Origin of the sequence: Micromonospora sp. A202, assembly GCF_006715105.1 — a bacterium.
Lineage (GTDB): Bacteria > Actinomycetota > Actinomycetes > Mycobacteriales > Micromonosporaceae > Micromonospora > Micromonospora zamorensis.
In genome coordinates this window covers 3,434,548-3,459,420 of sequence record NZ_VFMP01000001.1, presented here as the reverse complement: position 1 = coordinate 3,459,420, position 24,873 = coordinate 3,434,548, and the positions used below count along the sequence as shown (strand labels likewise).

General features: G+C 70.9%; 26 protein-coding genes. 14 read left to right on the top strand and 12 right to left on the bottom strand.

Annotated features, from left to right (window positions below):
- Positions 1 to 23: 23 nt before the first annotated feature.
- Positions 24 to 1,328 (top strand): MFS transporter, encoded by a 1,305-nt coding sequence (locus FBZ33_RS16195; protein ID WP_141909694.1) that lies wholly within the window; start codon positions 24 to 26, stop codon positions 1,326 to 1,328.
- A gap of 270 nt (positions 1,329 to 1,598) precedes the next feature.
- Here the strand turns inward: FBZ33_RS16195 and FBZ33_RS16190 are convergent, their stop codons facing one another.
- Positions 1,599 to 2,084, bottom strand: coding sequence for a GNAT family N-acetyltransferase (locus FBZ33_RS16190; protein WP_088948515.1), 486 nt, complete (start codon positions 2,082 to 2,084; stop codon positions 1,599 to 1,601).
- A 132-nt stretch (positions 2,085 to 2,216) separates the two neighbouring features.
- Here FBZ33_RS16190 and FBZ33_RS16185 point away from each other — a divergent pair, with 132 nt between their 5' ends.
- Entirely contained in the window at positions 2,217 to 2,879 is a 663-nt protein-coding gene (locus tag FBZ33_RS16185) for a fasciclin domain-containing protein (RefSeq protein WP_141909693.1), read from the top strand.
- Between the two features lie 51 nt (positions 2,880 to 2,930).
- On the opposite strand, the gene FBZ33_RS16180 is transcribed toward FBZ33_RS16185, so the two are convergent.
- On the bottom strand, positions 2,931 to 3,944 hold the full coding sequence (locus FBZ33_RS16180) for a phosphotransferase family protein (RefSeq protein WP_141909692.1): 1,014 nt from the start codon (positions 3,942 to 3,944) through the stop codon (positions 2,931 to 2,933).
- Positions 3,941 to 5,014 carry a LacI family DNA-binding transcriptional regulator gene (locus tag FBZ33_RS16175; RefSeq protein WP_141909691.1) on the bottom strand — a complete coding sequence of 358 codons (1,074 nt, stop codon included), beginning with the start codon at positions 5,012 to 5,014 and terminating at the stop codon, positions 3,941 to 3,943. The genes FBZ33_RS16180 and FBZ33_RS16175 overlap by 4 nt, the downstream gene beginning before the upstream one ends.
- Before the next feature lie 124 nt (positions 5,015 to 5,138).
- Here FBZ33_RS16175 and FBZ33_RS16170 point away from each other — a divergent pair, with 124 nt between their 5' ends.
- The 8 genes from FBZ33_RS16170 (at position 5,139) to FBZ33_RS16135 (ending at position 13,185) form a co-directional block, all read left to right on the top strand.
- Complete coding sequence (locus tag FBZ33_RS16170; RefSeq protein WP_141909690.1) at positions 5,139 to 5,855, top strand: cupin domain-containing protein; 717 nt, start codon at positions 5,139 to 5,141, stop codon at positions 5,853 to 5,855.
- A gap of 165 nt (positions 5,856 to 6,020) precedes the next feature.
- A complete protein-coding gene (locus tag FBZ33_RS16165) occupies positions 6,021 to 6,986 on the top strand; it encodes an ABC transporter permease (RefSeq protein ID WP_141909689.1) in 966 nt (321 codons plus the stop codon).
- 23 nt (positions 6,987 to 7,009) lie between these two features.
- Positions 7,010 to 8,014 (top strand): ABC transporter substrate-binding protein, encoded by a 1,005-nt coding sequence (locus FBZ33_RS16160; RefSeq protein WP_088948509.1) that lies wholly within the window; start codon positions 7,010 to 7,012, stop codon positions 8,012 to 8,014.
- A 43-nt stretch (positions 8,015 to 8,057) separates the two neighbouring features.
- A complete protein-coding gene (locus FBZ33_RS16155; protein WP_370453090.1) occupies positions 8,058 to 8,813 on the top strand; it encodes an ABC transporter ATP-binding protein in 756 nt (251 codons plus the stop codon).
- A 38-nt stretch (positions 8,814 to 8,851) separates the two neighbouring features.
- Positions 8,852 to 10,003 (top strand): Gfo/Idh/MocA family protein, encoded by a 1,152-nt coding sequence (locus FBZ33_RS16150; protein WP_141909687.1) that lies wholly within the window; start codon positions 8,852 to 8,854, stop codon positions 10,001 to 10,003.
- On the top strand, positions 10,000 to 11,151 hold the full coding sequence (locus FBZ33_RS16145) for a dihydrodipicolinate synthase family protein (protein WP_141909686.1): 1,152 nt from the start codon (positions 10,000 to 10,002) through the stop codon (positions 11,149 to 11,151). The genes FBZ33_RS16150 and FBZ33_RS16145 overlap by 4 nt, the downstream gene beginning before the upstream one ends.
- 20 nt (positions 11,152 to 11,171) lie before the next feature.
- A complete protein-coding gene (locus FBZ33_RS16140) occupies positions 11,172 to 12,008 on the top strand; it encodes a sugar phosphate isomerase/epimerase (protein WP_141912717.1) in 837 nt (278 codons plus the stop codon).
- Complete coding sequence (locus FBZ33_RS16135; RefSeq protein WP_141909685.1) at positions 12,001 to 13,185, top strand: hypothetical protein; 1,185 nt, start codon at positions 12,001 to 12,003, stop codon at positions 13,183 to 13,185. The genes FBZ33_RS16140 and FBZ33_RS16135 overlap by 8 nt, the downstream gene beginning before the upstream one ends.
- Here FBZ33_RS16135 and FBZ33_RS16130 read toward each other — a convergent pair.
- The 6 genes from FBZ33_RS16130 to FBZ33_RS16105 form a co-directional block, all read right to left on the bottom strand.
- Positions 13,182 to 13,703: an aspartate carbamoyltransferase gene (locus tag FBZ33_RS16130; protein WP_141909684.1), complete on the bottom strand. Its 522-nt coding sequence runs from the start codon at positions 13,701 to 13,703 to the stop codon at positions 13,182 to 13,184. The two genes, FBZ33_RS16135 and FBZ33_RS16130, sit on opposite strands and share 4 nt — an antisense overlap.
- On the bottom strand, positions 13,690 to 14,127 hold the full coding sequence (locus FBZ33_RS16125; RefSeq protein ID WP_141909683.1) for a MarR family winged helix-turn-helix transcriptional regulator: 438 nt from the start codon (positions 14,125 to 14,127) through the stop codon (positions 13,690 to 13,692). Before FBZ33_RS16125 ends, FBZ33_RS16130 begins: the two co-directional genes overlap by 14 nt.
- Before the next feature lie 217 nt (positions 14,128 to 14,344).
- Positions 14,345 to 14,689, bottom strand: a complete 345-nt coding sequence (locus FBZ33_RS16120; RefSeq protein WP_141909682.1) for a cupin domain-containing protein — start codon at positions 14,687 to 14,689, stop codon at positions 14,345 to 14,347.
- Between the two features lie 67 nt (positions 14,690 to 14,756).
- The gene (locus FBZ33_RS16115; RefSeq protein ID WP_141909681.1) at positions 14,757 to 15,263 is read right to left on the bottom strand and encodes a GNAT family N-acetyltransferase; all 507 of its coding nucleotides are present in this window, start codon (positions 15,261 to 15,263) and stop codon (positions 14,757 to 14,759) included.
- A 97-nt stretch (positions 15,264 to 15,360) separates the two neighbouring features.
- Positions 15,361 to 15,696, bottom strand: coding sequence for a HEAT repeat domain-containing protein (locus FBZ33_RS16110; protein ID WP_255508894.1), 336 nt, complete (start codon positions 15,694 to 15,696; stop codon positions 15,361 to 15,363).
- 337 nt (positions 15,697 to 16,033) lie between these two features.
- Positions 16,034 to 19,498: a ThuA domain-containing protein gene (locus FBZ33_RS16105; protein WP_141909680.1), complete on the bottom strand. Its 3,465-nt coding sequence runs from the start codon at positions 19,496 to 19,498 to the stop codon at positions 16,034 to 16,036.
- A gap of 237 nt (positions 19,499 to 19,735) precedes the next feature.
- Here FBZ33_RS16105 and FBZ33_RS16100 point away from each other — a divergent pair, with 237 nt between their 5' ends.
- Positions 19,736 to 20,581, top strand: coding sequence for an SAM-dependent methyltransferase (locus tag FBZ33_RS16100; protein ID WP_255508893.1), 846 nt, complete (start codon positions 19,736 to 19,738; stop codon positions 20,579 to 20,581).
- Positions 20,582 to 20,660: 79 nt separating this feature from the next.
- Here FBZ33_RS16100 and FBZ33_RS16095 read toward each other — a convergent pair whose 3' ends face one another.
- Complete coding sequence (locus tag FBZ33_RS16095) at positions 20,661 to 21,329, bottom strand: GNAT family N-acetyltransferase (protein WP_255509130.1); 669 nt, start codon at positions 21,327 to 21,329, stop codon at positions 20,661 to 20,663.
- 372 nt (positions 21,330 to 21,701) lie between these two features.
- On the opposite strand from FBZ33_RS16095, the gene FBZ33_RS16090 reads away from it, so the two are divergent.
- Together FBZ33_RS16090 and FBZ33_RS16085 are read left to right on the top strand one after the other, a co-directional pair.
- A complete protein-coding gene (locus tag FBZ33_RS16090) occupies positions 21,702 to 22,352 on the top strand; it encodes a hypothetical protein (protein WP_141909677.1) in 651 nt (216 codons plus the stop codon).
- A 36-nt stretch (positions 22,353 to 22,388) separates the two neighbouring features.
- A complete protein-coding gene (locus FBZ33_RS16085) occupies positions 22,389 to 23,204 on the top strand; it encodes a hypothetical protein (RefSeq protein WP_185755316.1) in 816 nt (271 codons plus the stop codon).
- Positions 23,205 to 23,232: 28 nt separating this feature from the next.
- Here the strand turns inward: FBZ33_RS16085 and coaD are convergent, their stop codons facing one another.
- Both coaD and FBZ33_RS16075 read right to left on the bottom strand, forming a co-directional pair.
- Complete coding sequence (gene coaD / locus FBZ33_RS16080) at positions 23,233 to 23,679, bottom strand: pantetheine-phosphate adenylyltransferase (protein ID WP_141909676.1); 447 nt, start codon at positions 23,677 to 23,679, stop codon at positions 23,233 to 23,235.
- A gap of 5 nt (positions 23,680 to 23,684) precedes the next feature.
- Complete coding sequence (locus FBZ33_RS16075; protein ID WP_141909675.1) at positions 23,685 to 24,218, bottom strand: DUF6817 domain-containing protein; 534 nt, start codon at positions 24,216 to 24,218, stop codon at positions 23,685 to 23,687.
- A gap of 134 nt (positions 24,219 to 24,352) precedes the next feature.
- On the opposite strand from FBZ33_RS16075, the gene FBZ33_RS16070 reads away from it, so the two are divergent.
- Positions 24,353 to 24,850, top strand: coding sequence for a YcxB family protein (locus FBZ33_RS16070; RefSeq protein ID WP_141909674.1), 498 nt, complete (start codon positions 24,353 to 24,355; stop codon positions 24,848 to 24,850).
- Positions 24,851 to 24,873: the final 23 nt, after the last annotated feature.

Genomic DNA, 24,873 nt, shown 5'->3' with positions numbered 1-24,873 from the left:
CGATGCGTACTACCCTCGGCCGCATGAGCCGACCTGCCGGCGCAGACCGGCCTCCGCTGTGGCGGGACCGCACCTTCGGCACGTACTGGGTCGCGCAGTCGCTCTCGGCGGCCGGCGACTCGTTCGCTTACCTGGCGGTGCCGCTGCTGGTGCTCCAGGCGACCGGGTCGGTGGCGCAGATGGGCCTGCTCACCGCCGTCGCGGGCGCGGCGTCCGTCGCCGCCGGGATCTTCGGCGGGGTGTTGGTCGACCGGTACGACCGCCGCACGCTGATGATCGTGGCAGACCTGACCCGCCTGGTGCTCTACGGCCTGGTGCCGCTGGCGTGGCTGGGGGGCCCGCAGGTGTGGCTGCTCTTCGTCGTGCTGCCGATCTGCGAGGCCGCCGGCATGGTGTTCCAGGTCGCCGCCGTCACCGCGGTCCGCAACCTCGTCGATCGTGATCGGCTCACCGAGGCCAACGGTCGATTGCAGGCGACGTACGCGGCGGCGGCCGTCCTCGGGCCGCTGCTCGCCGGCGTGGTGTCGGCCCGCTTCGGCCCGTCGACCGCCATCGCCGTCAACGCGGCGAGTTTCGCGCTCTCCGCGGCGGGACTGTGGATGATCCGACTGCGGCCCGCGCAGGCCGACGGCGCCGCGACGGTGGCCCGGGAGCGGCCGCTGGTCGAGTTCCTGGCCGGGGCGCGGTTCCTGTGGCGACAGCCCGTCCTACGCGCGCTGACCATCCTGCTGTCGCTGTTCATCTTCCTGACCTACGGCTTCGTCGACGTGCTGATCTACCACGTCACCCACGACCTCGGCGGCTCCGAGGGCACCGTCGGCACGGTGCTCGGCCTGGCTGCGCTGGGCACAGTCGCCGGCGCGCTGCTGGTGGCCCCGCTGCGTCGACGGCGCGGATTCGGCGCGACGTGGATCGGCGCCCACGCCGTCTGCGGGTTCGCGGTGGCGGGCGTCGGCATCGCGACGAGCGTGCCCGCTGTCACCGCGCTGACCGCCGTGTACCTGTGCTGCCTCAGCGTCGGCGGCATCTGCTCGATGTCGCTGCGCCAGGAGATCACCCCTGACCACCTGCTCGGCCGGGTCACGTCGGCGTTCTGGAGCACGCACTACGCGCTCGGTCCGGCTGGCGCAGTCGTGCTGACCTGGGCCGCCGCCCGGTTCGGCGTCGCGGCCGTCACGCTCGCGGCCGGAGCGGGGTGCCTGCTGGTAGCCGTCGGTGGCCTCTTCAGTCCGGTCCGCCGCGCCGGCTCCGAGCCGCGTCGTCCGCCTCCCGCAGTCGTGCGGGGCGGGGTCGGTCAGCCACCGGCGGAGCATCCCTCGACGGCGTGAGTCGGCACTCGGCCTGGGCGGTGGCTCCGGGCGACATGTCCCGCCGTGCCTGTCGAGTTGCCCCGTCAGTGGGGCAGCCACGCCCGTAGCCGCCGCATGGTCGCGGCCCGCCTTCATGGTCGTGGCCTGCCCGGGGGCCGCCCCCGCCGGGCGCGGACCGAGGCGACCGCCGACCGGGAGATCCCGCCCCACGAATGGGGCAGCTCTACAGGCACCGAGCAGCACATCCCATCCGCCAGCCGCGTTCGGGCGTCCGCGAGACTCGGCCTCTCAGAACTCCTGGTACATGACGTGCAGCCCGACCCGGCCGAGGGCGGGATGGCGGAACGCGCCCGGCACCGTGCCGACCACCGCGAAGCCCTCCCGCCGGTACAACTCCACCGCCGACCGATTGCTCTCCGCCACTGCGTTGAACTGCATGCCGGCGTACCCCTGCTCGCGGGCCCAGGTCAGGGCATCGCGGCACAGCGCGGTGCCCACGCCCCGGCCCCGCGCGTCGGCGGCGACCATGAAGCTCGCGGTCGACACGTGCGCGCCCGGCCCGGGCCGGTTGGTGCCCATCTTCGCGGTGCCGAGCACCCGCTCGCCGTCCACCGCCACGACCGTCCGACCTGGTGCCACCTCGACCCACATGCCGTACGACTGCTCGGCGGTCATCGCCGGGTCGTAGGTGAAGGTCTCCTGTGCCCCGATCACCCCCTCGATGATCGGCCACACCTGCGACCAGTCCTGGTCGACGAACTCCCGAATCAGCACCGGGGGAGGTTAAGCCCGCGACGTGCCCCGGACAATCGGTTATCCCCGGGTGCATCCGAGCAGCGGTCCCGGTGCGAAGCATGGGTCGTGACGAGACGTCACGGATCCGACGCTTCGACGAAAGGCCCGCTGATGAAGATCGCACGACTCGCCGCCAGGATGGCGGTGGGCGCCATGGCCACCGCGCTGGCCACCACGGCCATCGCTGTGCCGGCCGCTCAGGCGACCGGCAAGGCCAAGCCGCTCGGCACGACCTCACTCGCCGCTGTGCTCACGAAGGACACCAGCGGCTTCGACCGCAACTCGCGGGACTTCGACGTGCTGACCGCGGCCGTGCTGGCCGTGCTGGAGGCCAAGCCGAACTCGCCGGTCAAGGTGCTCACCGACGGCACTGTCGCACTGACCGCGTTCATCCCCACCGACGCGGCCTTCCAGCAGTTGGTACGCGAGATCACGGAGGCGAAGAAGCTGCCGAGCGAGAGCGCGGCCTTCTCCGCCGTCGCCGGGCTGGGCATCGACACCGTCGAATCGGTGCTGCTCTACCACGTGGTGCCGGGCGCCACCATCGATCGCAAGACGGCGGTCCGGGCCGACGGCACGGACCTGAGCACGGCGCTCGGCTCGACCGTCGAGGTCGACGTGCGCACCTACCTGTACTTCTTCCGCCAGGTGCGCCTGATCGACGCCGACACCAACGACCGGGACCCCCGCGTCGTCACCTTCGACGTCAACAAGGGCAACCGGCAGATCGCGCACTCGGTGGACCGGGTGCTGCGCCCGATCGACCTGCCCTGACGGAGGGCGGGTGGCGTCCGACCACGCGTCGGGCGCCACCCGCGCCGGCCGTCAGGCCGAGGCGAGCGCGGCGAGCTCCTCGTCGAGCAGACCTGCCAGCCGGGCATGACGCCCCGCGTGGGTGCTAACGGTCATGCCGCGGCTGGGCATCTCCACAGTCATCAGCAGGTACAGGTGCAGCCGGTAGAGACCCAACCGGCGGCGCGCGGAGGCGTCCAGCAGCAGCGGCTCGGCGGCGGTGGCCTGGTAGCCACGCAGCAGGGGATGCTCCGGTTCCTCCTCCACACGCCGGAAGAGCAGTGGCGAGACCAGGTCCAGCAGTGGATCGCCGAAGAGGAACCGTTCGCCGTCCACCAGGCCACACAGCCGCCACCGGCCGTCCGGGTCGGGCGCGGCCAGCACGTTGCCGTCCCAGCAGTCGAAGTGCAGCAACGCCGGCCGGCGCACCTCGTCCAGCACGGCGGCGTGCCGCTGCACCAGCGCGTGCAGGCGTGCCGGGGTGACCGGCAGCCGGACGTTCCAGTCGGTCGCGTCGGCGAGCAGCGCATCGAGCATTGCCGTGAACGCGGCCCGCCAGGTCGACCCGCCGGGACGGTCGTCGTCGTACCCGAACCGGTCGCCGGTGACCTGGTGCAACGCGGCGAGGGCAACCCCGAGGTCGTATCGCGCCGGGCCGTCGTCGACACCACCCTCGACCAGGTCGACCAGCGACCGGCCGGGCAGCATCGCGGTGACCAACCACTCGCCGTACGCCGGGTCGGTGCCGTGGTGCAGCACCTCGGGCACCGGCACCTGCGGCGCACGCTCGGCGACGAGGTGGAAGTAGCGGGCCTCGGCCGCGCAGAGCCCGCGCTCGTAGCGCAGCAGCGGCGTCCCGGTCGGCGGGGCCAGCTTCAGCACCACCCGGCGGTCGTCGTCGAGCACCGCCCACCAGACGGTCGCGTACCCGCCGCCGTCCAGTGGACCGGAGTCCCTGACCTGGACGTGCGACCCGAGTGAGGCGCGGAGCAGGTACGCCACCTCGTCCGGCCGGAGGGCACGCTGGGTGGGGCTGGCGCCGGTCACGACGCCGCGTCACCCCGTCGGGCACGCGGGGCCGACGCGGCGGTGGCGGGGGAGGAACGCGGGGCGGGACCGGCGGTGTCGCGGCGAACCAGCTCGGCGGGGAGCACCTCGACCCGTGGTGCCGGCGCTCCGGCACCCAGCACCAGGGACATCGCGCGCACCCCCATGTCGACCAGCGGCAGTCGCACGGTGGTCAGCGCCGGGGTCACATCCCGGGCGATCGGCATGTCGTCGAAACCCACCACGGAAATCTGCTGCGGGACGGCCAGCCCGCGCGCGCGGAGGGTGGCGAGCGCGCCAATGGCCATCGAGTCGTTGAGCGCCACGATCGCGGTCAGCTCCGGGTCGGCGTCGAGCAGTCGTGCGGTGGCCTCCGCGCCGCCGTCGCGGTCGAACTCCGCGTACCGGATGCGCCGTTCCGGCAGCTCGCGGCCCTGCTCGGCGAGGGCCTGCCGGAGGCCGGCCAGCCGGTCGGTCGTGGTGGTCAGGATCCGCGGGCCGGCGACCACCCCGATCGCCCGGTGCCCCAGCCCGCACAGCTCCCGCCCGGCGAGGTAGCCGCCGGTCCGGTTGTCCGGCATCACCGCGTCGCCGGAGTGCTCGTGCCGGCCGATCACCGCCACCCGCCCGCCGGTGGCCTCGTACGCGGCGAGCTTCTCGTTGAGCTGCCGGGTGAACGCCTCGTCGTGGTAGCCGGAGCCGGCCAGGATCAGTGCCGCCACCTGGTGACCGCGCAGCAGCTCCACGTACTCCAGCTCACGGTCCGGGTCCCGGTAGCTGTTGCAGATCATCAGCAGCCGCCCCTGGTCGGTGGCGACGCGTTGCAGCCCACGGGTGATCTCGGCGAAGTACGGGTCGGAGACGTCGTGCACGATCACACCCACGGCGCTGCGGTGCGAGCGGGCCAGCAGCTGGGCATGGGCGTTCGGCACGTACTGCAACTCGGCGACGGCGGCGAGCACCCGCTCACGCAGCTCGTCGGTGACCGGCTTGCTGCTGCCGTTGATGACGCGGGAGGCGGTGGCGGGGGAGACGCCCGCGCGACGTGCCACATCGGACAGAGTCGCCATGGCCCGCCCCCTTGGTCTGTTGACGGCATTTCGCCGTGCCGGCTAGCGTCACGGTACCGCAGAGAAAGCCCTTTCCCGCAGGGAGGCCCGGCCATGTCCGATCGCTTCGCCGACGAGTCCTTCGATGCCTGACGGGCCGGCCCCGCTGCCCGGCGGGGTCGGGGTCTCCCGGCTGCGTGTCTACGACACCGTCGCTCCGGATGGCCTGGTCGGCGGCACGCCGCACGTGCACCTGTGCTGCACCGAGGGGTACGTGGTGACCGACGGCGAGGGCGCGGTGCAGACCCTGACGACCGCCGGCTTCCGGGAGACAGCCCTGCGGCCGGGGGTGGTGGTCTGGTTCGAGCCGGGCACCGTGCACCGCCTGGTCAACACCGGCGGGCTGGGCATCGTGGTGCTCATGCAGAACAGCGGCCTGCCCGAGGCCGGCGACGCGGTGCTGACCTTCCCTCCCGACGTGCTGGCCGATCCGGGCGCGTATGCCGCGGCGGCCGCGCTGCCCGACGGGGGAGCGCCGGGCGCGGACGTGCGGGCCGCGTACCGTCGACGTGACCTCGCGGTGACCGGCTTCCAGGCGCTGCGGTCCGGCGGGCCGGCGGCACTGGCTGCCTTCCACGCCGCCGCGGTCGCCCTGCGCCAGCCACTGCTGGCGGGGTGGCGGCAGCGATGGGAGGCCGGCGCGGGCCGGGCCGCCGCCAGCACCGACAGCCAGCTCGACGCCCTGGAGCGAGGCGACCCCCGTCACCTGGCCGAGGCCGGGGTGTACGCGGTGGACGAGCCGGTCGAGCAGGGTCGGCTCGGCATGTGCGGCCTGCTGGACACCTACCCGGCGGCCGTCTGACCGTCCCTTCGGGACAGCCGGTGGGTCGCCAGGCATCGGTGGAAACAGATCGAGGAAAGGCCTTGCCCGGCGTGAAGGTGCCGCCTACGCTCCAGGAAAGCGTTTGCCTGATCCGCCGAACGGCCCGTCAAATCGGTGCCGTGCCGGGCCCCGAGGAGGTTCCGCGTGACCGAGAACTCTCTGGACACGGCGGGCCGGCAGGCCGCCGCCGAGGCGGCGGGCGGTGATCCGGCGGCGTCGCTCGCCTCCGCAACGTCGACACCCGCCGAGGATCCGGGCCGGTCCACAGTGGCTGGCCGACCGCCCGGAACCGGCGGCCGGCCACCCCGACCGACGCTCGGTCGCCGGGCGGCGGCCTTCGCCGACTCGCTCTGGCGTCCGGCGCTGGTGCTCGCCGTCGTCTTCGCCGCGTGGTGGTTCGTGGCCGCGCAGGAGTACGTCCCGAACTACCTGGTGCCCACACCCGCCCAGGTCTGGGAGACGATGACCGGTCAGTGGTCCGAGCTGGCCCGACACACCCTCGTCACCCTCTACGAGACGGTGCTCGGCTTCGTGCTGGCCGCCGCACTGGGTCTGGCCACCGCCGTGGCCATCGCCTACTCCCGCACCCTCGACAAGGCGCTCTATCCGATCGTCCTGTTCGCACAGGTCATCCCGAAGATCGCCATCGCGCCACTCCTGGTGGTCTGGTTCGGTCTCGGCCTCACCCCGAAGATCATCCTGGCGGTGCTCATCGCGTTCTTCCCGGTGGTCATCTCCGGCGTGGCGGGGCTGCGCTCTACCGACCCGGAGCTGCTCGACCTCGCCGCCACGATGGGCGCCGGCCCGTGGCGCACCTTCCGCAAGATCCGCTTCCCGAACGCGTTGCCGCACCTGATGGCCGGCCTGAAGGTGGCCGTCACCCTCGCGGTGGTCGGCGCCGTGGTCGGTGAGTTCGTGGGCGCCAGCGAAGGGCTCGGCTACGTCCTGTTGCTGGCCAACGGCAATCTCGACGCCCCGCTGCTGTTCGCCGACCTGATCCTGATGTCCGCCATCGGCATCGTCCTGTTCGTCCTGGTCGAGATCGCCGAGGCACTGCTCATCCCGTGGCACGCCAGCCGCCGCGCCGGCGTGTCCCTCACCACCTCCTGACCGACCCCATCACGGAGGCACCGATGAAACGCACCGCCACCACCATCCTGGCGACCGCAGCCCTGCTCCTCGCCGCCACCGGCTGCGGTGGGGACGACTCCGCCGGCAAGACCGGCGCCGACGGCAGCAAACAGGTCACCCTCACCCTCAACTGGGTGCCCTACGGCGAGCACGCGCCGTTCTACTACGGCCTGCAGAAGGGCTACTACTCCGCCGAGGGCATCGACCTGAAGATCCTGCCCGGCAACGGCTCGGGCAACACGGTCAAGCAGGTCGCCCAGAAGCAGACCGACTTCGGCTGGGCGGACAGCCCGGTGCTGCTCAAGTCGGTGGCCAGTGGGATGCCGGTGCGCAGCCTCGGCGCGTACCTGGAGAAGGGCCCGTCCTCGGTGGAGTTCTTCACCGAGGAGAACATCAAGACCCCGGCCGACCTCAAGGGCAAGACCGTCGGCGGCACGCCCGGCGACGCCCTCTACGCGACCTTCCCGGCCTGGCTGGAGAAGAACGGCGTCAAGAAGGACGAGGTCAAGGTCGTCAACGTGGACGCCGCCGGCAAGATCGCCGCCCTGGCCGAGGGCAAGGTCGACGCCATCATGGGCTTCTTCCACGACCAGGCGCCGACCATCGAGAGCAAGACCGGCAAGAAGGTCGACGTGCTGCTCTTCGCCGACTACGGCATGAACCTGCTCGGCACCGGCCTGATCGCCAACACGCAAACCCTGCAGAAGGACCCGGAGCTGGCCCGCAAGTTCGTCCGAGCCACCCAGAAGTCCTGGGCCGACGCCGCGCGCGACCCGGCCGGAGCGGTCAGCGCGATGGTCGCCCTCGCCGAGAACGAGCCCGCCCCCGAGGTGCTCACCAAGCAGCTCACCCTCAACCTGCCGCTGCTCGGCTCCGAAGGCCCGCCCGGAGTGAACACCGAGGCCCAGTGGACCGAGACCATCGACCTGATGTCCCGTTACGCGGAGCTGAAGGACCCGGGGGCGCCCAACGCGTACTGGGACTCCTCGTACGCGGCGCAGGGGTGACGCCGTGACCGCCGCGCCGGCAGCCACCGGCACCGCAATCGGGATGTCCGGGGTGACCGTACGGTTCACCTCCCGACGGTCGCAGACCACCGCGCTGGACGACGTCTCACTGGACATCGAACCCGGGGAGTTCGTGACGATCGTCGGTCCGTCCGGCTGCGGCAAGTCCACCCTGCTGAAGATCGTCGCGGGGTTGGTCAAGCCGACCAGCGGTGCGGTGTCGCTGTTGCAGCGCCCGGTACGCGGCCCACAGAAGGAGATCGGTTTCGTCTTCCAGAAGGCCGCGCTGCTGGAGTGGCGTGGCGCCCGGGCCAACATCCTGCTCCAGGCCGAGATGCGCGGCATGGACCGGGCCCAGGCGTCCCGTCGGGCCGACGAGCTGATCGAGATGACCGGCCTGACCGGCTTCGAGAAGGCCCTGCCGCACGAGTTGTCGGGCGGCATGCAGCAGCGGGTGGCGCTCTGCCGTGCGTTGCTGCACTCCCCTTCGGTGCTGCTGATGGACGAGCCGTTCGGCGCCCTGGACGCGCTGACCCGCGAGCAGATGAATGCCGAACTGCACCGGATCTGGCGGGAGACCGATACCACCGTGGTGCTGGTCACCCACTCCATCGCCGAGGCGGTCTTCCTCGGCACCCGGGTCGTGGTGATGAGCGCCCGGCCCGGCCGGATCATCCGCACCTTTCCGGTCGAGCTGCCGGCGCACCGCGACTACGCGCAGGTGATGTCGGACCCCCGTTTCGACCGCCTCGCCACCGACCTGCGTGGGTTGCTCGGCAGCGCGGCCGCCAACCACTGAGCGCGGATCGGCACGACCAGCACGACGGAAGGAACACCATGACCCGCAGGTCGATCGGCATCATCGTCAACGGAGTGACCGGAAGGATGGGATACCGCCAGCACCTCGTCCGCTCGCTGCTGGCCATCCGCGAATCCGGCGGCGTGGCGCTGGCCGACGGCACGACCATCTGGCCGGAGCCAGTCCTGGTCGGGCGCAACGAGACGAAGCTCCGGGAGATCGCCGAGCGGCACGGCCTGACCGACTGGACCACCGACCTGACCTCGGCGCTGGCCCGCGACGACGTCGAGATCTACTTCGACGCCCAGGTGACCCAGCAGCGGGAGAAGGCGATCCGGCAGGCCATCGAGGCAGGCAAGCACATCTACACGGAGAAGCCGCTGGCCGAGGACACCGCCGCCGCGCTCGACCTGGCCCGGGCGGCGGACGCGGCCGGCGTACGCACCGGTGTCGTGCAGGACAAGCTCTTCCTGCCCGGCCTGCGCAAGCTCAAGCGCCTCATCGACGGCGGCTTCTTCGGCCGGATCCTCTCGGTGCGCGGTGAGTTCGGCTACTGGGTCTTCGAGGGCGACTGGCAGCCCGCTCAGCGTCCGTCGTGGAACTACCGGACCGAGGACGGCGGCGGCATCGTGGTCGACATGTTCCCGCACTGGCACTACGTGCTGGAGGAGCTGTTCGGCCGGGTCACCGCCGTGTCCTGCGTGACCGCCACCCACGTGCCCCAACGGGTCGACGAGACCGGTCAGGCCTACCAGGCGACCGCCGACGACGCCGCGTACGGGATCTTCGAACTCGACGGCGGCATCATCGCGCAGATCAACTCGTCCTGGGCAGTGCGGGTGTACCGCGACGAGCTGGTGGAGTTCCAGGTCGACGGCACCGAGGGCAGCGCCATCGCCGGCCTGCGCAACTGTCGGGTGCAGCACCGGGCGGTGACCCCGAAGCCGGTGTGGAACCCGGACCTGCCGGCCACCGAGGACTTCCGGGCCCAGTGGGCCGAGGTGCCCGACAACGAGGAGTTCGACAACGGTTTCAAGGTGCAGTGGGAGGCGTACCTGCGGCACGTCGTGGCCGGTGAGCCGTTCCGGTGGGACTTCCTGGCCGGCGCGCGGGGTGTGCAGCTCGCCGAGCTGGGGCTGCGCTCCGCCCGCGAGGGTGGTCGCATCGAGGTGCCGGAGCTGCGCTCATGACCGCCGAGGTGGTGTTGCCGGGCGGGCGACGGCACCGGCTGGCCGGGGGGAGCGGCTTCGCCCGCCCGGCCGCGCCAGCGACCAGCCGGATCGCGTACGCGGCAGCGCACGTCGTCGCCGACCCGACCGCGGAGAACGTGCCGGGCGCCCCGGCGACGGTGGACTGGGACACCACCCTCGCCTTCCGGCGGCACCTGTGGTCGTACGGGCTGGGGGTCGCCGAGGCGATGGACACCGCCCAGCGGGGGATGGGGCTGGACTACCCGGCGACCCGCGAGCTGATCCGCCGCAGTGCCGCCGAGGCCCGCGCGGCGGGAGGATTGATCGTCGCGGGGGTCGGCACGGATCAGCTGCCCGCCGGCCCGGCCACCCTGGCGGCGGTCACCGCCGCGTACCTGGAGCAGCTCGACGACGTACGCGCGGCCGGAGCCCGGCCGGTGCTGATGTGCAGCCGACACCTGGCCGCCGCGGCGCGCGGGCCGGAGGACTACCTCCGGGTGTACGACGAGCTGCTGAGCGCCGCCGACGAGCCGGTGGTGCTGCACTGGCTGGGCCCGATGTTCGACCCGACGTTGACCGGTTACTGGGGTGCGGTCGACCTGGACCTGGCTGCCGACACCGTCGTCGAGCTGATCAAGGCACACCAGTCGAAGGTGGACGGCATCAAGGTGTCGCTGCTCGACGCTGGCCGGGAGGTCGCGCTGCGCCGCAGACTGCCAGCCGGGGTACGCCTCTACACCGGTGACGACTTCCACTACCCGGAGCTGATCCGGGGCGACGAGGTGGGGCACTCGGACGCGCTGCTCGGGGTGTTCGCGGCCATCGCACCGGCCGCCGCCGCCGCGCTGGCAGCCCTGGACCGGGGTGACCTGGCGGCGTACGACGAGATCTTCGCGCCGACCGTGCCGCTGGCCCGGCACCTGTTCGCGGCCCCGACCTGGCACTACAAGACAGGGATCGTCTTCCTGGCCTGGCTTGCCGGGCACCAGGACCACTTCACCATGGTCGGCGGCGCGCAGTCCGGCCGGTCCCCGGCGCATCTGGCCACGCTGCTCACCCTGGCCGACGCGGCGGGACTGTTGCCGGACGCCGACCTGGCCGCCTCCCGCGCCCGAGCGCTGTTCACGGTGGCGGGGGTGGAGCAGTGAGCGCGAGGAGTGAGCCGGTCCTGCGAGCCCCGCAGTCGCGAACGGCAAGCCCACAGAGCCTCGCGCGCTTCTCGTTCAACCAGGCGACCGCCCAGCGGTGGCCGCTGCCCGACGTGGTGGCCGGCTGCGTGGACGCCGGGGTGCCGGGCATCGGGCTGTGGCGGGAGCCGGTCGCCGATCATGGACTGGCCCGGTCCGCGAAACTGGTCCGCGACGCCGGTCTCACCGTCACTTCGCTGTGCCGGGGCGGCTTCTTCTCCACGGACGACTGGCGCGCGCAGAACCTGCTGGCCATCGAGGAGGCGGCCACACTGGGTGCCCCGGAGCTGGTGCTGGTGTCCGGTGGGCTGCCGCCGGGCAGCAGGGACATCGACGGCGCCCGGCAGCGGGTCGCGGACGCGATCGGTGAGCTGGCCCCGCACGCCCATGCCGCCGGCGTACGCCTGGCGATCGAGCCGCTGCACCCGATGTTCGCCGCCGACCGCTGCGTGATCGCCAGCCTCGGTCAGGCCCTGGACATCGCCGAGCGGTTCGACCCGACGGTGGTCGGAGTGGTCGTGGACGCGTACCACGTCTGGTGGGACGACACGGTGTACGCGCAGATCGCGCGGGCGGGCTCCCGGATCGCCGCGTTCCAGGTCTGCGACTGGGTGACACCGCTGCCGGAGGGGGTGCTGCTCGGGCGGGCGCTGCCCGGCGACGGGTGCATCGAGCTGCGCCGGCTGCGCGAGGCGGTCGACGCGGCCGGCTACGGCGGCCCGATCGAGGTGGAGGTCTTCTCCGCCGAGGTGTGGGCGCGGCCGGGCGCTGAGGTGCTGGACGCGGCGATAGCCGGCTACCTGCGCCACGTTGTCTGAAACTGCCGAGCGACGCTGGCCGGCGGCGGTCGGCGCGTGGTTGGGCATCGGCACCGCGCCCGCCACGCTGGTGCTCGGTGCGGCGATGGCGGCCCGGCACGGCGGCGCGGTGCCGGTCGCCGGGCTGCTGGTCGGCGGGGTGCTGGTGGCAGCGCTGCTCTGGGGGCAGGGCCGGATCGGCCTGCGCCGGCCGCTCGGCGACGGTGGAACGCTGACCGCGGTGCTGCCCGCCTACCTGGGCAACACGTCACGGCTGCTGCTGGCGGCGGTGCTGGCCGTGTCGATGGTCGGCTGGAACGGGTTCAACGTCGGGCTCGGCGGTGCCTCCCTGGCCGCCCTGACGGACCTGCCGGGCTGGGCCGGGCCGGTGCTGCTGGAGGTGGCGGTGCTGGCCGTCTCCTGGGGGCCGGCCCGGCTCGGCAACCGGGTCGCCGTGCTCACCACGCTCAGCGCGGTGGTCCTGGTCGGCTGGTGCCTGACGGTGCTGCCGCCACCCGGTGCGCCGGTTCGCCTCGCCGCCGGTGGGCTCGCCGACGCCGCCGCGCTGATCGGTTACGCGGCGGTGTTCGCGCTGCGCGCGCCGGACTTCAGCGTCGGCCTCGCCCGGCGGCGGGACCTGGCCTGGTGCGTGGGGCTGCTGATCGGGCCCGCGCTGCTCGGGGTGATCGCCGGTGCCGGCCTGTGGCTGCGGACCGGCTCGGCCGACGTGGTCGCGCTGCTGGCCGCCGGCTCGGACCTGGCCGCGTACGCGAATCTGTTCGTCGCTGTGGCGGTCTTCGCCGCCGCGCTGACCACCACGTACTCCGGGGCGCTGGCGATCCGTGGCCTGGCCCCCCGCGTGCCGGCTCGTACGGCGATGCTGGTCGTCGCGGTCCTCGGCGGGGTGCTGGCCGTGGCGCGTTTCGACCGCCTCGTGCTGCAGTGGTTGACGCTCCTGGCCGCCGCGCTGCCGGTGCTGGTGGTGCCGATGGCCGTGGAAGCCGCGGCCCGTCGGCGCGGTCGTGCGCCGCGGACCGTGCCCGCCTGGTGTTGGGTGCCGCCCGCGTTGCTGGCGGTGGCCTGCACGCTCGCCGGGGTCGGCGTCGCGCCGCTGCTCGAGCTGGCCCTGGCCGTGGCGTGCACCGTGCTCTGGCGGCGGCGAGGACACGCGGCCCGGGCGGCCGGCGGTGGCGCCTAGCGGGTGGCGTGCTCGCCGTGGTCGCTGACCTGGGCGTCGAACCAGTGGTGCAGGGCATCGCGGAGCGCGGCGTCGTCGGTGGTGTAGGTGGCCTGTGCGCCGCCGGGTGTGGTCGCGTACTCGATGGTGATCCGCCCGTCGTGTGCCTGAAGCGCTGCCAGGCCGGGCATTTCGGTGCCGTGGATGCGGGCGGGATCGCCGAAGTCGCCACGCCGGAACCGCTCGACCTCGGCGGTCAGATGCTGCTGGACAAGAGTGATCTGGGTGGTGTCCTGGCGGTCGTCGGCGACCACGGTCTGCACGCCACCGGTGTCGGTCTTGGTGAAGCGGTGCGTGGTGCGATCCAGGTCGAACGGCATGACGGACGCGCCTCGCTCGGCGACGTCGGCCTGTCGACTGGAGCTGGCCGTCGGTGTCGACGGTGCCGGGTCGTCTGCGCAGCCGCCGCTGAGCGCGGTGGCAGCGACGGCCGCCAGGAGCAGCGCGCGATGGGCACGAGGGCGGTCAGGACGGTTCATTGGTGGCCTCCGCGAGGGTCTGGAGCGCACGCACCACTGCCGCGCGCTGGTCGTCGGGGACGCGATCGAGCAGGGTGGTGAGCCGGTCCCGGCGGGCGTCGGCCTGCCGGGCGGCGGCGGTGGTGCCGGCGGCCGTCAGCAGAAGCAGAACGCCACGGCCGTCACCCTCGGCTGTCTCCCGGTGCACCCAGCCTCTGTTGACCAGGTTGGTGACCAGGCGGCTGACGGTGCTCTTCTCCAGACGCAGCCTGCGAGCCAGCTCCACCTGCCGGATCTGCCCCTCCCGGGCGATCTCCACCATGGCGTGCGCCTCCGAGACCGGCAGCGGCTGCCCGCACGGAGTCCGGTCGGGCTGGTGGAGGCCGAAGTTGCGGACGAACCGCATCAGGGCCTCCTGCGCCGCGTCGACCTCGCCAGGCTGCATGGTTCGACGGTACAACCAGATGGTTCGAGCGTGCAACCATTGTGGAGGACGAAACCGTATCTGAGCCCCACGGGAGACACGGCATGACAATGGAGAGCGACCGTTACGTGGTCCGGCGCGGCCGAGCCGGCGACGCAGTCAGGCTGGCTCGACTGCACGCCTCGGTGCAGCTCCAAGCGATTTCACCGTCAACCTCCGGGCTGGCGACTCGCCCGCTCTACTCGGCTCGCGGACCCGGAGCGCGCGAGCCGTACGCCGGGCCGAACACCACCAGCAGTGCCAGGTCCTCGGTCACCTCGTCGAACCGGTGCTCCTCGCCAGCCGGCACGAAGATCACCGAACCCGGGCCCACCTGGGCCGCGCCGTCCGGGGTCACGATCCGGGCCCGCCCCGCGGTGACCACGTAGATCTCGTCCTCGGTGTGCGGACTCTGGGCGTCGAAACCGCCCGCCGGGATGCAGTAGGTCCCCACCGACAGGTCCGGCACTCTCAGCTGTTCGACCCAGTCGTTGGCGGCCTCGGCGGGTGCGGTCCACCGGCCCGCGCCATCGATGATCAGCATGGCGGAAGCCTAGTACGGCAACGACAGTAGGCGAATCGTCTTCGAGTCGGGTTCGTTGGCGTGACTATTACTCGGCTTCGACCTCCGTGCGATAGGCAGTCAAGCCGCGTCGCTGATAGTTGCGTAGTGCATTCGGATGGTCCAACGAGCATGTGTGCAGCCAAACCCTGCGTACAGCCGGAGACTCCACGGCCTCACTGTCCCATGCTTGCCGGATGGTCAGCGTCAGCGCGTGGCCACCGAGACCCCTCCCGACATATTCGGGCAACAGCCCAAAGGTGGTGATCTCCACATCTCCGTGAGGCTGGGGTTCCAAATTTGCGACCCCCACGGTCTCGTCCTTCAGAGCGATGAGCCAGTATTGGCGCCGCGGACGACGCTGCATCAGCTCCTGCCACTCTTCATTCGTGCGAGATGCACTCCGCCACCCGTAGGGGCCTCCGACCTGAGCAGTGGTGGCACGCACGACCGGCAGGCCACCGTCAACGCGCCGTAGGAAAAGGTCCGGCACCACCTTCCCAGGTTGCAGGTCCTTGGCGTTATTCATCTCCAGGTAGGTGACAACCTTTGCCATGCCGGCAGGCTACCCACCGTTGCGAGTAGGCCCAACACGAGCACTTCAGAAGCACGGCCTGGTACTCCAGTGACGCTTCGCGATCTGGCTTCGCGGGTCAGGGGATCAAGCCGGTAGTGCGGGCCTGGTACAGCTCGCGACGTGCTTGTTTGGTGTCGAGCCGTTCGAGGCCTCTGACAGCCCAGAACCGCAGCGATTCGTCGTCGCCGTGGAGCTGGTCGATGAGCACAGGCAGGGCTTGTTCGGCGCGGGCTTCACCGATCAGTTCGAGTAACCAGCAGCGCAGGCCATGGGCGGTCTCGCGGTTGAACTCGATGATCAGCTCGTCGAGGTGCTGCGCGACGTGGGGCCGCAGCTGGTGGAACCCGTCCTCCTGGGTCTGTGCGTCGTTGCTGCGCATCAACCGCATAGCTTTCTGGAACTGGTTCGCCACGTCGTCTCCGGTGCGGTGCCTCAATTGAGCACGGCGCCTTGCATGATCATCGATGGCGTGAGGAAGCCGAAGATCATGCAGTGACCGTGAGCCACAGCGTAAACCCTGCCCGGCGGCAGTTGGTGTTCGAGGATGGTCTGGAGGCGAACAACGGCTGGCGGCGCGGGCCGTCGTGGCTGGTTTGTTGTCGCGGGCCGAGCGCAGGGATGCCGAGCAGGTCGTCGCCGACGTGCAGCGCCTGCTGACCGATAGGCTCGGTGACTCGCAAGCAGACCGCTCTTGGCCTTGGGCCCGGCGGTGGCGGACAGGTCGATCCCTGCCCGCCACCGCTCGATCATCAGTTGACCGTGATGGTCAGGTTGGCCGAGCGGGTCTCTCCGCTGGTGTAGGTGGTCGTCACCCGGACGGTGAAGGTCCCCTTGCGGGGGTAGCTGTGGGCGGTCGACCGCAGCGTCGCCCCGTGTGTGATGGCGCTGTTGTCACCGAAGTCCCACACGTAGTCGGTGATGCTCTGCCCGGACGGCGCTGTTGCGGTGGCGGTGAGCGTGGTGGTCAGCGGCGCGGTGCCGCTTGCCGCGTTGGCCGCGAGGGCGAGCGTCCCGCCCGGTTCCTGTTTGACCCCGGCGCCGTTGAACCGCAACCAGTCCAGTGACAGCAGGTCCGGGGTGCCGCCGACCTGGGCGGCGTTGACGAACTTCGCGTACAGGGTGGTGGTGCCGGCTGGTTTGTTGGTGAGCGTGACGGTGGGCGACACCAGGTTGTCCCACCCGCCGGTCGAGCCGATGGTGGCCGCGCCCACCAGGGTGCCGGTGGGGGAGCCGGTCCGCAGCTCGATGGTGCCGCCGAGCCCGCCGTTGGTCACCCCGAGCGTCACCGAGCCGACGTTGCGCAGGTCCACCGGCCCGTACGCCACCCAGTCGTTGTGGTCGACCTCGCCGAGCCGCTTGCCGGCGCGGGCGGTCGCCCGGTCGTTCACGATGATGCCGGACTGGGCGGTGAAGTGCTCGGCCTCCTTGCTCTTGGGCTGCAACTGGGCCCGGGTCGAGCCGGTCAGTGCCGGTACGCCGCCGGCCGCGCCGCCGTCGGTGTAGTGCGCGGTGACCACGGTGTAGAGGTTCTGCCCCGGCCCGTGCCCGTCACCGGCGTCGGCCTCGGTGGCGAGCAGCCCCGAGCAGCCGGTGTAGACGTCCAGCGGATGGGCGTGCGAGTCGTGACCGAGCTGCGTCTGCACGGTGACCTTCGAGCAGTCGATAGTGCTCTCCTCCGGGTCGGTGACCGTCACCGTGTACGGGATCTTGTCGCCGAAGTCGAAGAAGCCCCCGTCCGGCACGGTGATGGTCACCGTGGGCCGGGTGTTGCCGACCACCACCTCGGTGACCGCGGTGGCGGTCAACCCGTTGCCGCTGTTGCGGACGGTCAGCCGGGCGGTGTGCCTGCCGGCTGTCGAGTAGGTGTGGCTCGGGTTGGCCGCTGTGGAGTCGGTGCTGCCGTCGTTGGTGAAGTCCCAGGCGTAGCTGAGCGCCGAACCGTCACCGGCGGCCGACCCGGCCGAGGAGAACGACACCGCGAGTGGGGTGCGCCCGCTGTCCGGGGTGGCGGCGATCTTCACGGCCGGTGGTCGCCCGTTGGCCACGTAGTCGATGCGGTAGATGCCCGCGCCGGCGTTGCTGCCGCCGCGACCGCTGCCGGTGCCCTCGCCGAAGTCGATGACGTAGAGCGAGCCGTCCGGCCCGAACTCCGCCTCGAAGGGCTGGATCCAGCTCATGTTGCCGAAGATCCCGTTGATCGACTGGAGGTCACCCACGGCGGTGGGGCCGAAGCGCGCGTTGCTGAAGGTCTGCGCCGTCTTGTGGATCGACAGCGTCTTGAACCATTTGCGGGTCAGCTCATAGGTGATCCACTTGCCCTCGAAGTACTCGGGGAACTTCGTGGTGCGGGTGTTGGCCGGGTCGTAGTCGTAGACCGGGCCGCTCATCGGCCCGCCGCCGCCGGTGCCGACCTCGGGGAACTGGGTGGAGGCCGAGTACGCGTACCAGACCAGCGCGGACTTCGACGCCGGCAGGGTCGTCAGGCCGGTGTTGTTGGGCGAGTCGTTGACCGGCGCTGCGCAGTTGAACTTCGCCCCGGAGGTGCTGGTGGCGAAGTTGTAGTCGTTGAACGGGATGTTGTTGCCCACGCAGTACGGCCAGCCGTAGTTGCCGGCACTGGTGATCCGGTTGAACTCGACAGTCCCCTCCGGGCCACGGTTGGGATCGGCGGCGCGGGCGTCCGGGCCGTAGTCGGCCACCAGTACCGCGTTGGTCTGCGGCTCGACGGTGATCCGGAACGGGTTGCGCATGCCCATCGCGTAGACCTCCGGGCGGGTCTTCGCGGTGCCGGCGGGGAAGAGGTTGCCGCTCGGCACTGTGTACGTACCGTCGGCCTGTGGTGTGATCCGCAGGATCTTGCCGCGCAGGTCGTTGGTGTTGCCGGCGGTGCCCTGGGCGTCCCAGGCGGCGCGGCCGGCCCGCTCGTCGACGGGCGTGTAGCCGCTGGAGGCGAACGGGTCGGTGTTGTCGCCGATCGCCGCGTAGAGCCGCCCGGCCGCGTCCATGGCCAGCGAACCGCCCATGTGCGAGTTGGCCCGACCCTCACCCCGGTAGGTGGGGACGGTCAGCAGGCGCTTCTCCGAGGAGAGCGCGACGCTGTTGTTGGCGACAGTGAACCGGGACAGGTTCAGCTGTTTGAGGGTCTTGTCCGACCAGAGCAGGTAGATCCAGCCGTTGCTCGCGAAGTTGCGGTCGAGGGTCATCCCGAGCAGCCCGTCGGACTGGTCGGTCATCGCCGAGGTGTACGCGAAGTCCAGCAGTGTGGTGACCTGGAGGGTGTCGGAGTTGACCACCTTCAGCGCGCCGGTGCGCTGGATGTAGTAGACCTTCCGGTCCGGGCCGACGGCCAACTCGAAGGGGTCGGCCAGGTTCTCGGTGACCAGCCCCACCCGCTCGAAATTGCTGGTCCTGGTGGCCGAGCAGTCGCCGGCGACAGCGCCGGCCGCCCACTCGATGCCGTAGCGCAGGTGCTCCAGGAACGTCGCGCTGCTGAACTGGGAGCTGGCGTGCCCGCCGGCGGTGAACCAGGACCGGCCGCCGTCGTAGCGCTGACACCAGGAGTACGCGTGGTCGACGCCCTCGTCCAGTCCGTTGATCCCGTCGCGCACCTTGATCTGCGCGAGGGTGTGCACGTTGCCGGTCGGGTTGGTCCGCCAGTTGTACCACTCCTCGCTCTGCTCCCAGAGCTCCGGCAGGTTGCGGGTGGAGGGGTGCGCCCGGTCGAGCACCTTCACCCGGCCGGGGAAGGTGCCGCCGGTGGAGGAGAAGTCGGGGTGATAGTCGAAGATCGTGCCGACCAGGCCCTCGTACCAGGGCCAGTCACGCTCGCTGGCCGAGGCGGCGTGCAGGCCGGCCCAGCCGCCGCCGTTGCGGATGAACGTCTGCAGCGCGGCCCGCTGGCTGGCGTTGAGCAGGTCGCCCGAGGTCGGGAGCGAGTTGGTGTTGTTGAAGACCAGGGCGTCGAACGTGGCGAGGTTGGCGTCGGTGAACGCGGCGGCGTCGGTGGTGGCGACGACCTCGAAGTTGTGGGCGGCGCCGAGCTGCTGGATCGCGGCGATGCCGACCGGGATCGAGTCGTGGTAGAAGTTGGTGATCTTGGAGAAGACCAGCACCCGGAAGCGTGGGGCGGCTTCGGCGGGCAGGGCGGTGGTGGTGCTCACCACGGCGGCGATGGTGAGCAGGATGAGGCAGAACGCGCGGAGGTGTCGGGGCATCGGGGCGCTCGCTCCCTGTTGGACGGTGAGGGCCGGAAAGCGCTTTCTTGCTGCCCGCATCACGGTACTGACAGCCAGTGATGACCGTCAATAGCGCACTGGTAAGCGGTTTCCTACGGTGTCGCCGCCGGTCGGTGAGGCCCGGACGGGCCCCTCGCTCCCATGCCCAGCACCTACCATGGTCAGATCGTGCGTCGTGCCACACGGCGACGCAGCCGGGTGACCTGGGGAGGTCTCGTGACGGTGCCATCCACGTCGGAATCATCCGAGGGTCGGGGTGCCGACCGGATCGACACCACTGTGGTGCATCCGGCTCGCCGCTACAACTACTGGCTCGGCGGCAAGGACAACTTCGCTGTCGACCGGGAGTCCGGGGACCAGATCGCGGCCGTCTACCCGGGAGTACGCACCCTTGCCCGGGAGAACCGGGCCTTCCTCGGCCGGGCCGTCCGGTTCCTCACCGAGGAGGCCGGCATCCGGCAGTTCCTCGACATCGGCACCGGCATACCGAGCGCCGACAACACCCACGAGGTGGCGCAGTCTGTCGTGCCCGAGTCCCGGGTGGTCTACGTCGACAACGACCCGATGGTGCTGGTCCACGCTCGGGCGCTGTTGACCAGCGACCCGGCCGGCGCCACCGCCTACCTCGACGCCGACCTGCGTGACCCGGAGAAGATCCTCGCCGACCCGCAACTGCACACCACACTTGACCTGTCCCAGCCGGTGGGCCTGGTGCTGATCGCCGTGACGCACTTCCTGACCGACGACGACCGCCCACACGAGCACGTCGCCCGGCTGCTCGACGCGCTGCCGTCAGGCAGTTGGCTGGCGCTGACCCACTTCACCACCGACCACATCCCCAACCAGATCGTCGAGCGGATGTACGCCGAGTTCGACTCCGGCCGGATGAAGCAGGACGCGGTGCCCCGCGACCGTGCGGAGTTCGCCCGCTTCTTCACCGGTCTGGAGCTGGCCGAGCCCGGCATCGTCCCGGTCACCGAGTGGCGCCCGCAGGTGCCGCCGGAGCAGCGGCCAGCCCTGGCCGACGCCTCGATCTACGGCGCGGTTGCCCGCAAACCCTGACCGGGGTGTTTCGTCGTGTGCCGGAGAGGCGACCCCGGGCCTTGGTCGGTGGACCTCCGCCCGGGGCCTGTTTCGGACCTCAGCCCAAACCGATGTAGAGCCGTTCACCGGTGGGTCGGTAGCCGACGCGCTCGTATATCCGCCACGAATCCTCGCTGGAGGCCTCCAACCAGGTGATCTCCGTGCCCGTGGTGAACAGCCGCCGAGTGATCTCGGCGGTGATCGCGCCAGCCAGTCCCCGACGGCGGTAGGGCGCGCGAACGGCGATGCCGGCGACCTCGCTCACCGCGCCGGTGGGCGGGGCCGCTCCACCGCCTCCGGCGCAGGTGCCGTCGTCGGTGACGGCCATGACGATCACGCCGCCGGCCTCCTGTTGGCGCCGGAGCCGAGCCACGTCAGCACTGGAGGCCACCGGATCGCCGCCGAAGGCTTCGTTCTGGGCACCGATCAGTGCGGCGCGTTCAGCATCGGTGCCGGGTTCGTGCAGCTTGAGGTGGTCGAGCGTGGGTGGTGTCGTCAATGCGCCCGGCACACAGACCAGGTAGGTGTGCCGCGCTTCCACGATGAAGCCGGCAGCGACCAGGAGTGCCTCCAGACCGGGGGCGCAGCTGATGACGTACTCCAGGCGCGGTTTGCGATCAGCTGCGCGGAAGGCCGCGGCCAGGGCGGTGACGTCAGCTGCGGTGATGACAGCACCGGGATGCGGAGTCGCGTAGTTGATGTGGGGACTGGCCGTTGTCGGATCCATCCCGATCACGAATGGCCCCACCTCTACGGGTGCGGGTCGATTGGACAGATTGGCGACGACGGACTGCTGGATGCGGACATCCATGGTCAACGTGAACCTCGATGCATGGGAGAAGCTGCGATGGGCGAAAGAAGCGTTGGACCGCTCACCGTGGAGAACACCGCGACGACCATTCGTCGCGTGGTCAACACTCAGGCGGTCGCTCGGCCTACCCGGATCACAGGCGTCATTCCTTCATGCAGAGTGGCCACGCCATTCGCGTGGTGAACCGCAAGGTTGCCGCAGCTGGCTTGAGCCTGTCAACCTCGATTACTGCCGCCGTCCGGGCACCTGGTCCGAGAGCGACGACCGCCGATCCGTTATGTTGCCGGCGTGGAGATCCAGGTGCTGGAGGGCGCGCTCGTTGAGGTGCCGACGGCCGATGTCAGCGGCATGGACCGGCGTGCGTTCGGCGAGTTCGTGGGGCCGAATGGTGAGCTTGCCTCGTACGCGTTCGGCTGGACCACCGGCTCGGACCCGCACGTCGCCCGTCTGTCCATCGGGATCGGTGCCGGCAATCCTGGCGGTGGCACGTTCCACGCGGTCATCTTCGCGAACGAGGACGGTCACGCGTTCTCGCTCGTCGACGAGCCGTTCGAGCGGGTCCCGCAGGGCGGCCCGGACCTGACCGCGGACCAGTCGCGCGCCCACGAGGACCTGCCGTTCGTCTGGTGGGTCACCGACCAGGTCATGCAGCGCGATCGGCGAGCCTGGTGGATGCGGCACTGGCTTCTGGGCACCAGCTGTATCCAGACCCCTGAGGTCTTCGAACGCGACGAGCCTGTTCTGTTCGTCAGGCACGACGCGGACGACGGCGTCTGGCAGCTGATCGGAGCTTCCGATGCGAGCGGCAGCGACGGCAAGGTCGGGCACCTGCACCATGCCGTCGACGAGGACCCCAGCCTGATCGACGTTCTTGACCTCCCTCCCGGGTGCAGCGTTGTGCGCGCGGGCGTCGGAGAACCCTGGACCGGATACGTCTGACCTCAATCGAGGCATCTGTCGCACGGGAGCGCACACGTGCACGTCAGCCTGGCGACGAGCGCCGGTCGGGCCGGTCGGTCGAACGAGGACTTCGTCGGCGCGGTTCCCGGCGCTGTCGTCCTGCTCGACGGTGCCGGCATCCCCGGGGCCGAATCACTCTGCTTCCACGGGGTCGCCTGGTACACGCAGCGTCTCGGCGGAGCGCTGCTCGGCCACCTGTCGCGCGACGACGGGCAGGACCTCACGGCCGTCCTCGCCACCGCCATCGGCGAGACAGCCGCCGCGCACGGCGACACCTGCGACATCGGGGACCCGCGCAGCCCGCAGGCCACCGTCGCGGTGGTGCGCGCGTACCGGGGCCGCCTTGACTATCTGCTGCTCGCGGACTCGTTCCTCATCCTCGACCCGGCCCACGGTGGCCCTCAGGTGATCACCGACGACCGTGAGGTCACCGCCCGGCGTGACTGCTCGGCGCCCCTGGACGGCATTGCACAGGGAACCCTGGAGTACGACCGCGTCCGCGACTCCTGCGCCGAGGCGCTGCGGGCCCGCCGGAACCAGGTCGGCGGCTACTGGATCGCCAAGGACGACCCGCGCGCGGCCCGGGAGGCGGTGACCGGCAGCCGGTCCCTCGCCGACCTGAACGGTGCCGCGCTGCTCAGCAACGGTGCCAGCCGTATCGTCAGCCCGTACGGCCTCACCGACTGGCCGGGCGTCCTGGAAATGCTCGCCGCCGACGGCCCATCCGGTGTCATCCGCCGCGTCCGGCAGGCCGAAGTCGACGGCCTCGGTGCCGCCGCCGCTCAGGCCCCGGACGACGCCACGGTGGCCCACTGCACGCACCTGCCGTGACGCCTGGGGTCTGCCGATGTCTGGCTGCCTACGGCCGCGTGGACGGGGGCAACGGCCCCAGCGCCCGCACCGCGGTGGAGGACACCGCGGCCAGTTCGGGCCGCGCGGGCAGAAATACCGTGGGGACGCCCAGCGACTGGTTCATCGCGGCGAGCTGACACTCGGCCTGAAGGTCGGTGGTGTTGCGCACGCCGCGGACGATCACCCCCACGTCGTGGCTTCGGCAGTAGGCGGAGGTCAATCCACTCCAGGCCACAACGGTGACGGAGGTCCACTCCACCGGCAGGATGGCCCGAACGGCGGCCGCTCGCTCCTGCTCGTTGATCGTCGGATGCTTGGTGCCGTTGACCGCGACGAGCACGACCACCTCGTCGAACAGGCCGCGTGCCCGGTTCACCACGTTCGCATGCCCGGGAGTGAAGGGATCAAAGCTGCCGGGGTAGACGGCTCGCACGCGTACGCGCGTGTGTGTCATCGATGTCACGGCCGCAGGACCCGCTGCGCATCGCGGATGACCGGCGCGGAGGCCAGTGGGGCCCAGGAGGCGAACAGGTCGCGGAAGTAGGGGCCGTGCCGGTCCGCCACCGCAGGATCCTGCTCAATGACGTCCAGTTCGTTGACGATGCTCAGGTCCACGAGCGACCGCAGTTGAGCCGCATCCGGCGTCCGCACCTGATGTGCGAAGCGGTCGAACACCTGGCCGGTCTGTGCCAGCTTTCGCCAGCTGCGTTCACGGTCGCAGGCGCCGTACAGGTAGACAAGCTCTTCCGCGTCGGCGCCGATGAGGTCTCGCAGCACCGCGCGATCGGCGCGATCGAGCAGGGCGAGGTCGAACCCGTCGGTGCCGTAGACGGCGTGGGTGAGGCCCGCGACCTGCACGTCACTGCCGCAGCCGAGCACGGCGAGTCGTTCGCTGACCCGACACAGGTGGGCGTACAGGTTGCCACCGGGATGGGCGATCTGCTCCGCTCCGTGCCGGCGGAGCCAGGCCCGCGCGCCTTCGTCGGTGCTCATGGCCCGACTGTAGGTATCGGCTGTCGGCTTCGCTGGCCTCTGGGGTGGGCGATGTGTCACAGCACCCTGGCCAGCACTCCGGCGGTTCGGTGTCCGCCAGGCCCGGACGTGGTTCGGGGCACTATCGTTCTGACGTGCACATCCGATTCGACGTCCCCGCCGATCCCGCCTACCCGGGCCGGGTGGCCGCTGCGCTCGCCAGTGTTCGGCTGCGCAGGTTCAGCTACATCGGTGCGACGCTGGCGGCGGTCGGAGCGATCGGTGTGGCACTGTCGCGGGGGTTCTCGTGGGGCGAGCAGATTTCGCCGCTGTGGGTGACGCTGATCGTGGGTGGCGTGCTGTCGATGCTCTACTGGCCCTGGGTGCGGTTGCGCGCCCGACGCCGTTCCAGTGGCTATGCCGTCGAGGGCGCCTACGACATCACCGATGCCAACATCATGATGCGTAGCGGCTCGGAGTCCGGCGGCATCGCCTGGGACGGGGTCGCCCAGGTCAGGGACACTCCAGACTTCTGGATCGTGTACGTCGGCCGGATGCCGGCCACCGTGATCCCACGCTGGTTGATGTCGGCCGAGGATGCCGAGACGTTGCGAGCCCACATGGCCGAGCGAGGCCTGCTTCAACATCGCTGAACTGCCGTCGGGATCGCCGATGT

Coding starts and splice junctions, on each gene's coding strand:
- FBZ33_RS16195 (WP_141909694.1), top strand. CDS start 24: ATGAGCCGACCTGCCGGCGCAGACCGGCCTCCGCTGTGGCGGGACCGC.
- FBZ33_RS16185 (WP_141909693.1), top strand. CDS start 2,217: ATGAAGATCGCACGACTCGCCGCCAGGATGGCGGTGGGCGCCATGGCC.
- FBZ33_RS16175 (WP_141909691.1), bottom strand. CDS start 5,014: ATGGCGACTCTGTCCGATGTGGCACGTCGCGCGGGCGTCTCCCCCGCC.
- FBZ33_RS16170 (WP_141909690.1), top strand. CDS start 5,139: ATGCCTGACGGGCCGGCCCCGCTGCCCGGCGGGGTCGGGGTCTCCCGG.
- FBZ33_RS16160 (WP_088948509.1), top strand. CDS start 7,010: ATGAAACGCACCGCCACCACCATCCTGGCGACCGCAGCCCTGCTCCTC.
- FBZ33_RS16155 (WP_370453090.1), top strand. CDS start 8,058: ATGTCCGGGGTGACCGTACGGTTCACCTCCCGACGGTCGCAGACCACC.
- FBZ33_RS16150 (WP_141909687.1), top strand. CDS start 8,852: ATGACCCGCAGGTCGATCGGCATCATCGTCAACGGAGTGACCGGAAGG.
- FBZ33_RS16145 (WP_141909686.1), top strand. CDS start 10,000: ATGACCGCCGAGGTGGTGTTGCCGGGCGGGCGACGGCACCGGCTGGCC.
- FBZ33_RS16130 (WP_141909684.1), bottom strand. CDS start 13,703: ATGAACCGTCCTGACCGCCCTCGTGCCCATCGCGCGCTGCTCCTGGCG.
- FBZ33_RS16125 (WP_141909683.1), bottom strand. CDS start 14,127: ATGCAGCCTGGCGAGGTCGACGCGGCGCAGGAGGCCCTGATGCGGTTC.
- FBZ33_RS16120 (WP_141909682.1), bottom strand. CDS start 14,689: ATGCTGATCATCGATGGCGCGGGCCGGTGGACCGCACCCGCCGAGGCC.
- FBZ33_RS16115 (WP_141909681.1), bottom strand. CDS start 15,263: ATGGCAAAGGTTGTCACCTACCTGGAGATGAATAACGCCAAGGACCTG.
- FBZ33_RS16105 (WP_141909680.1), bottom strand. CDS start 19,498: ATGCCCCGACACCTCCGCGCGTTCTGCCTCATCCTGCTCACCATCGCC.
- FBZ33_RS16095 (WP_255509130.1), bottom strand. CDS start 21,329: ATGGATCCGACAACGGCCAGTCCCCACATCAACTACGCGACTCCGCAT.
- coaD (WP_141909676.1), bottom strand. CDS start 23,679: ATGACACACACGCGCGTACGCGTGCGAGCCGTCTACCCCGGCAGCTTT.
- FBZ33_RS16075 (WP_141909675.1), bottom strand. CDS start 24,218: ATGAGCACCGACGAAGGCGCGCGGGCCTGGCTCCGCCGGCACGGAGCG.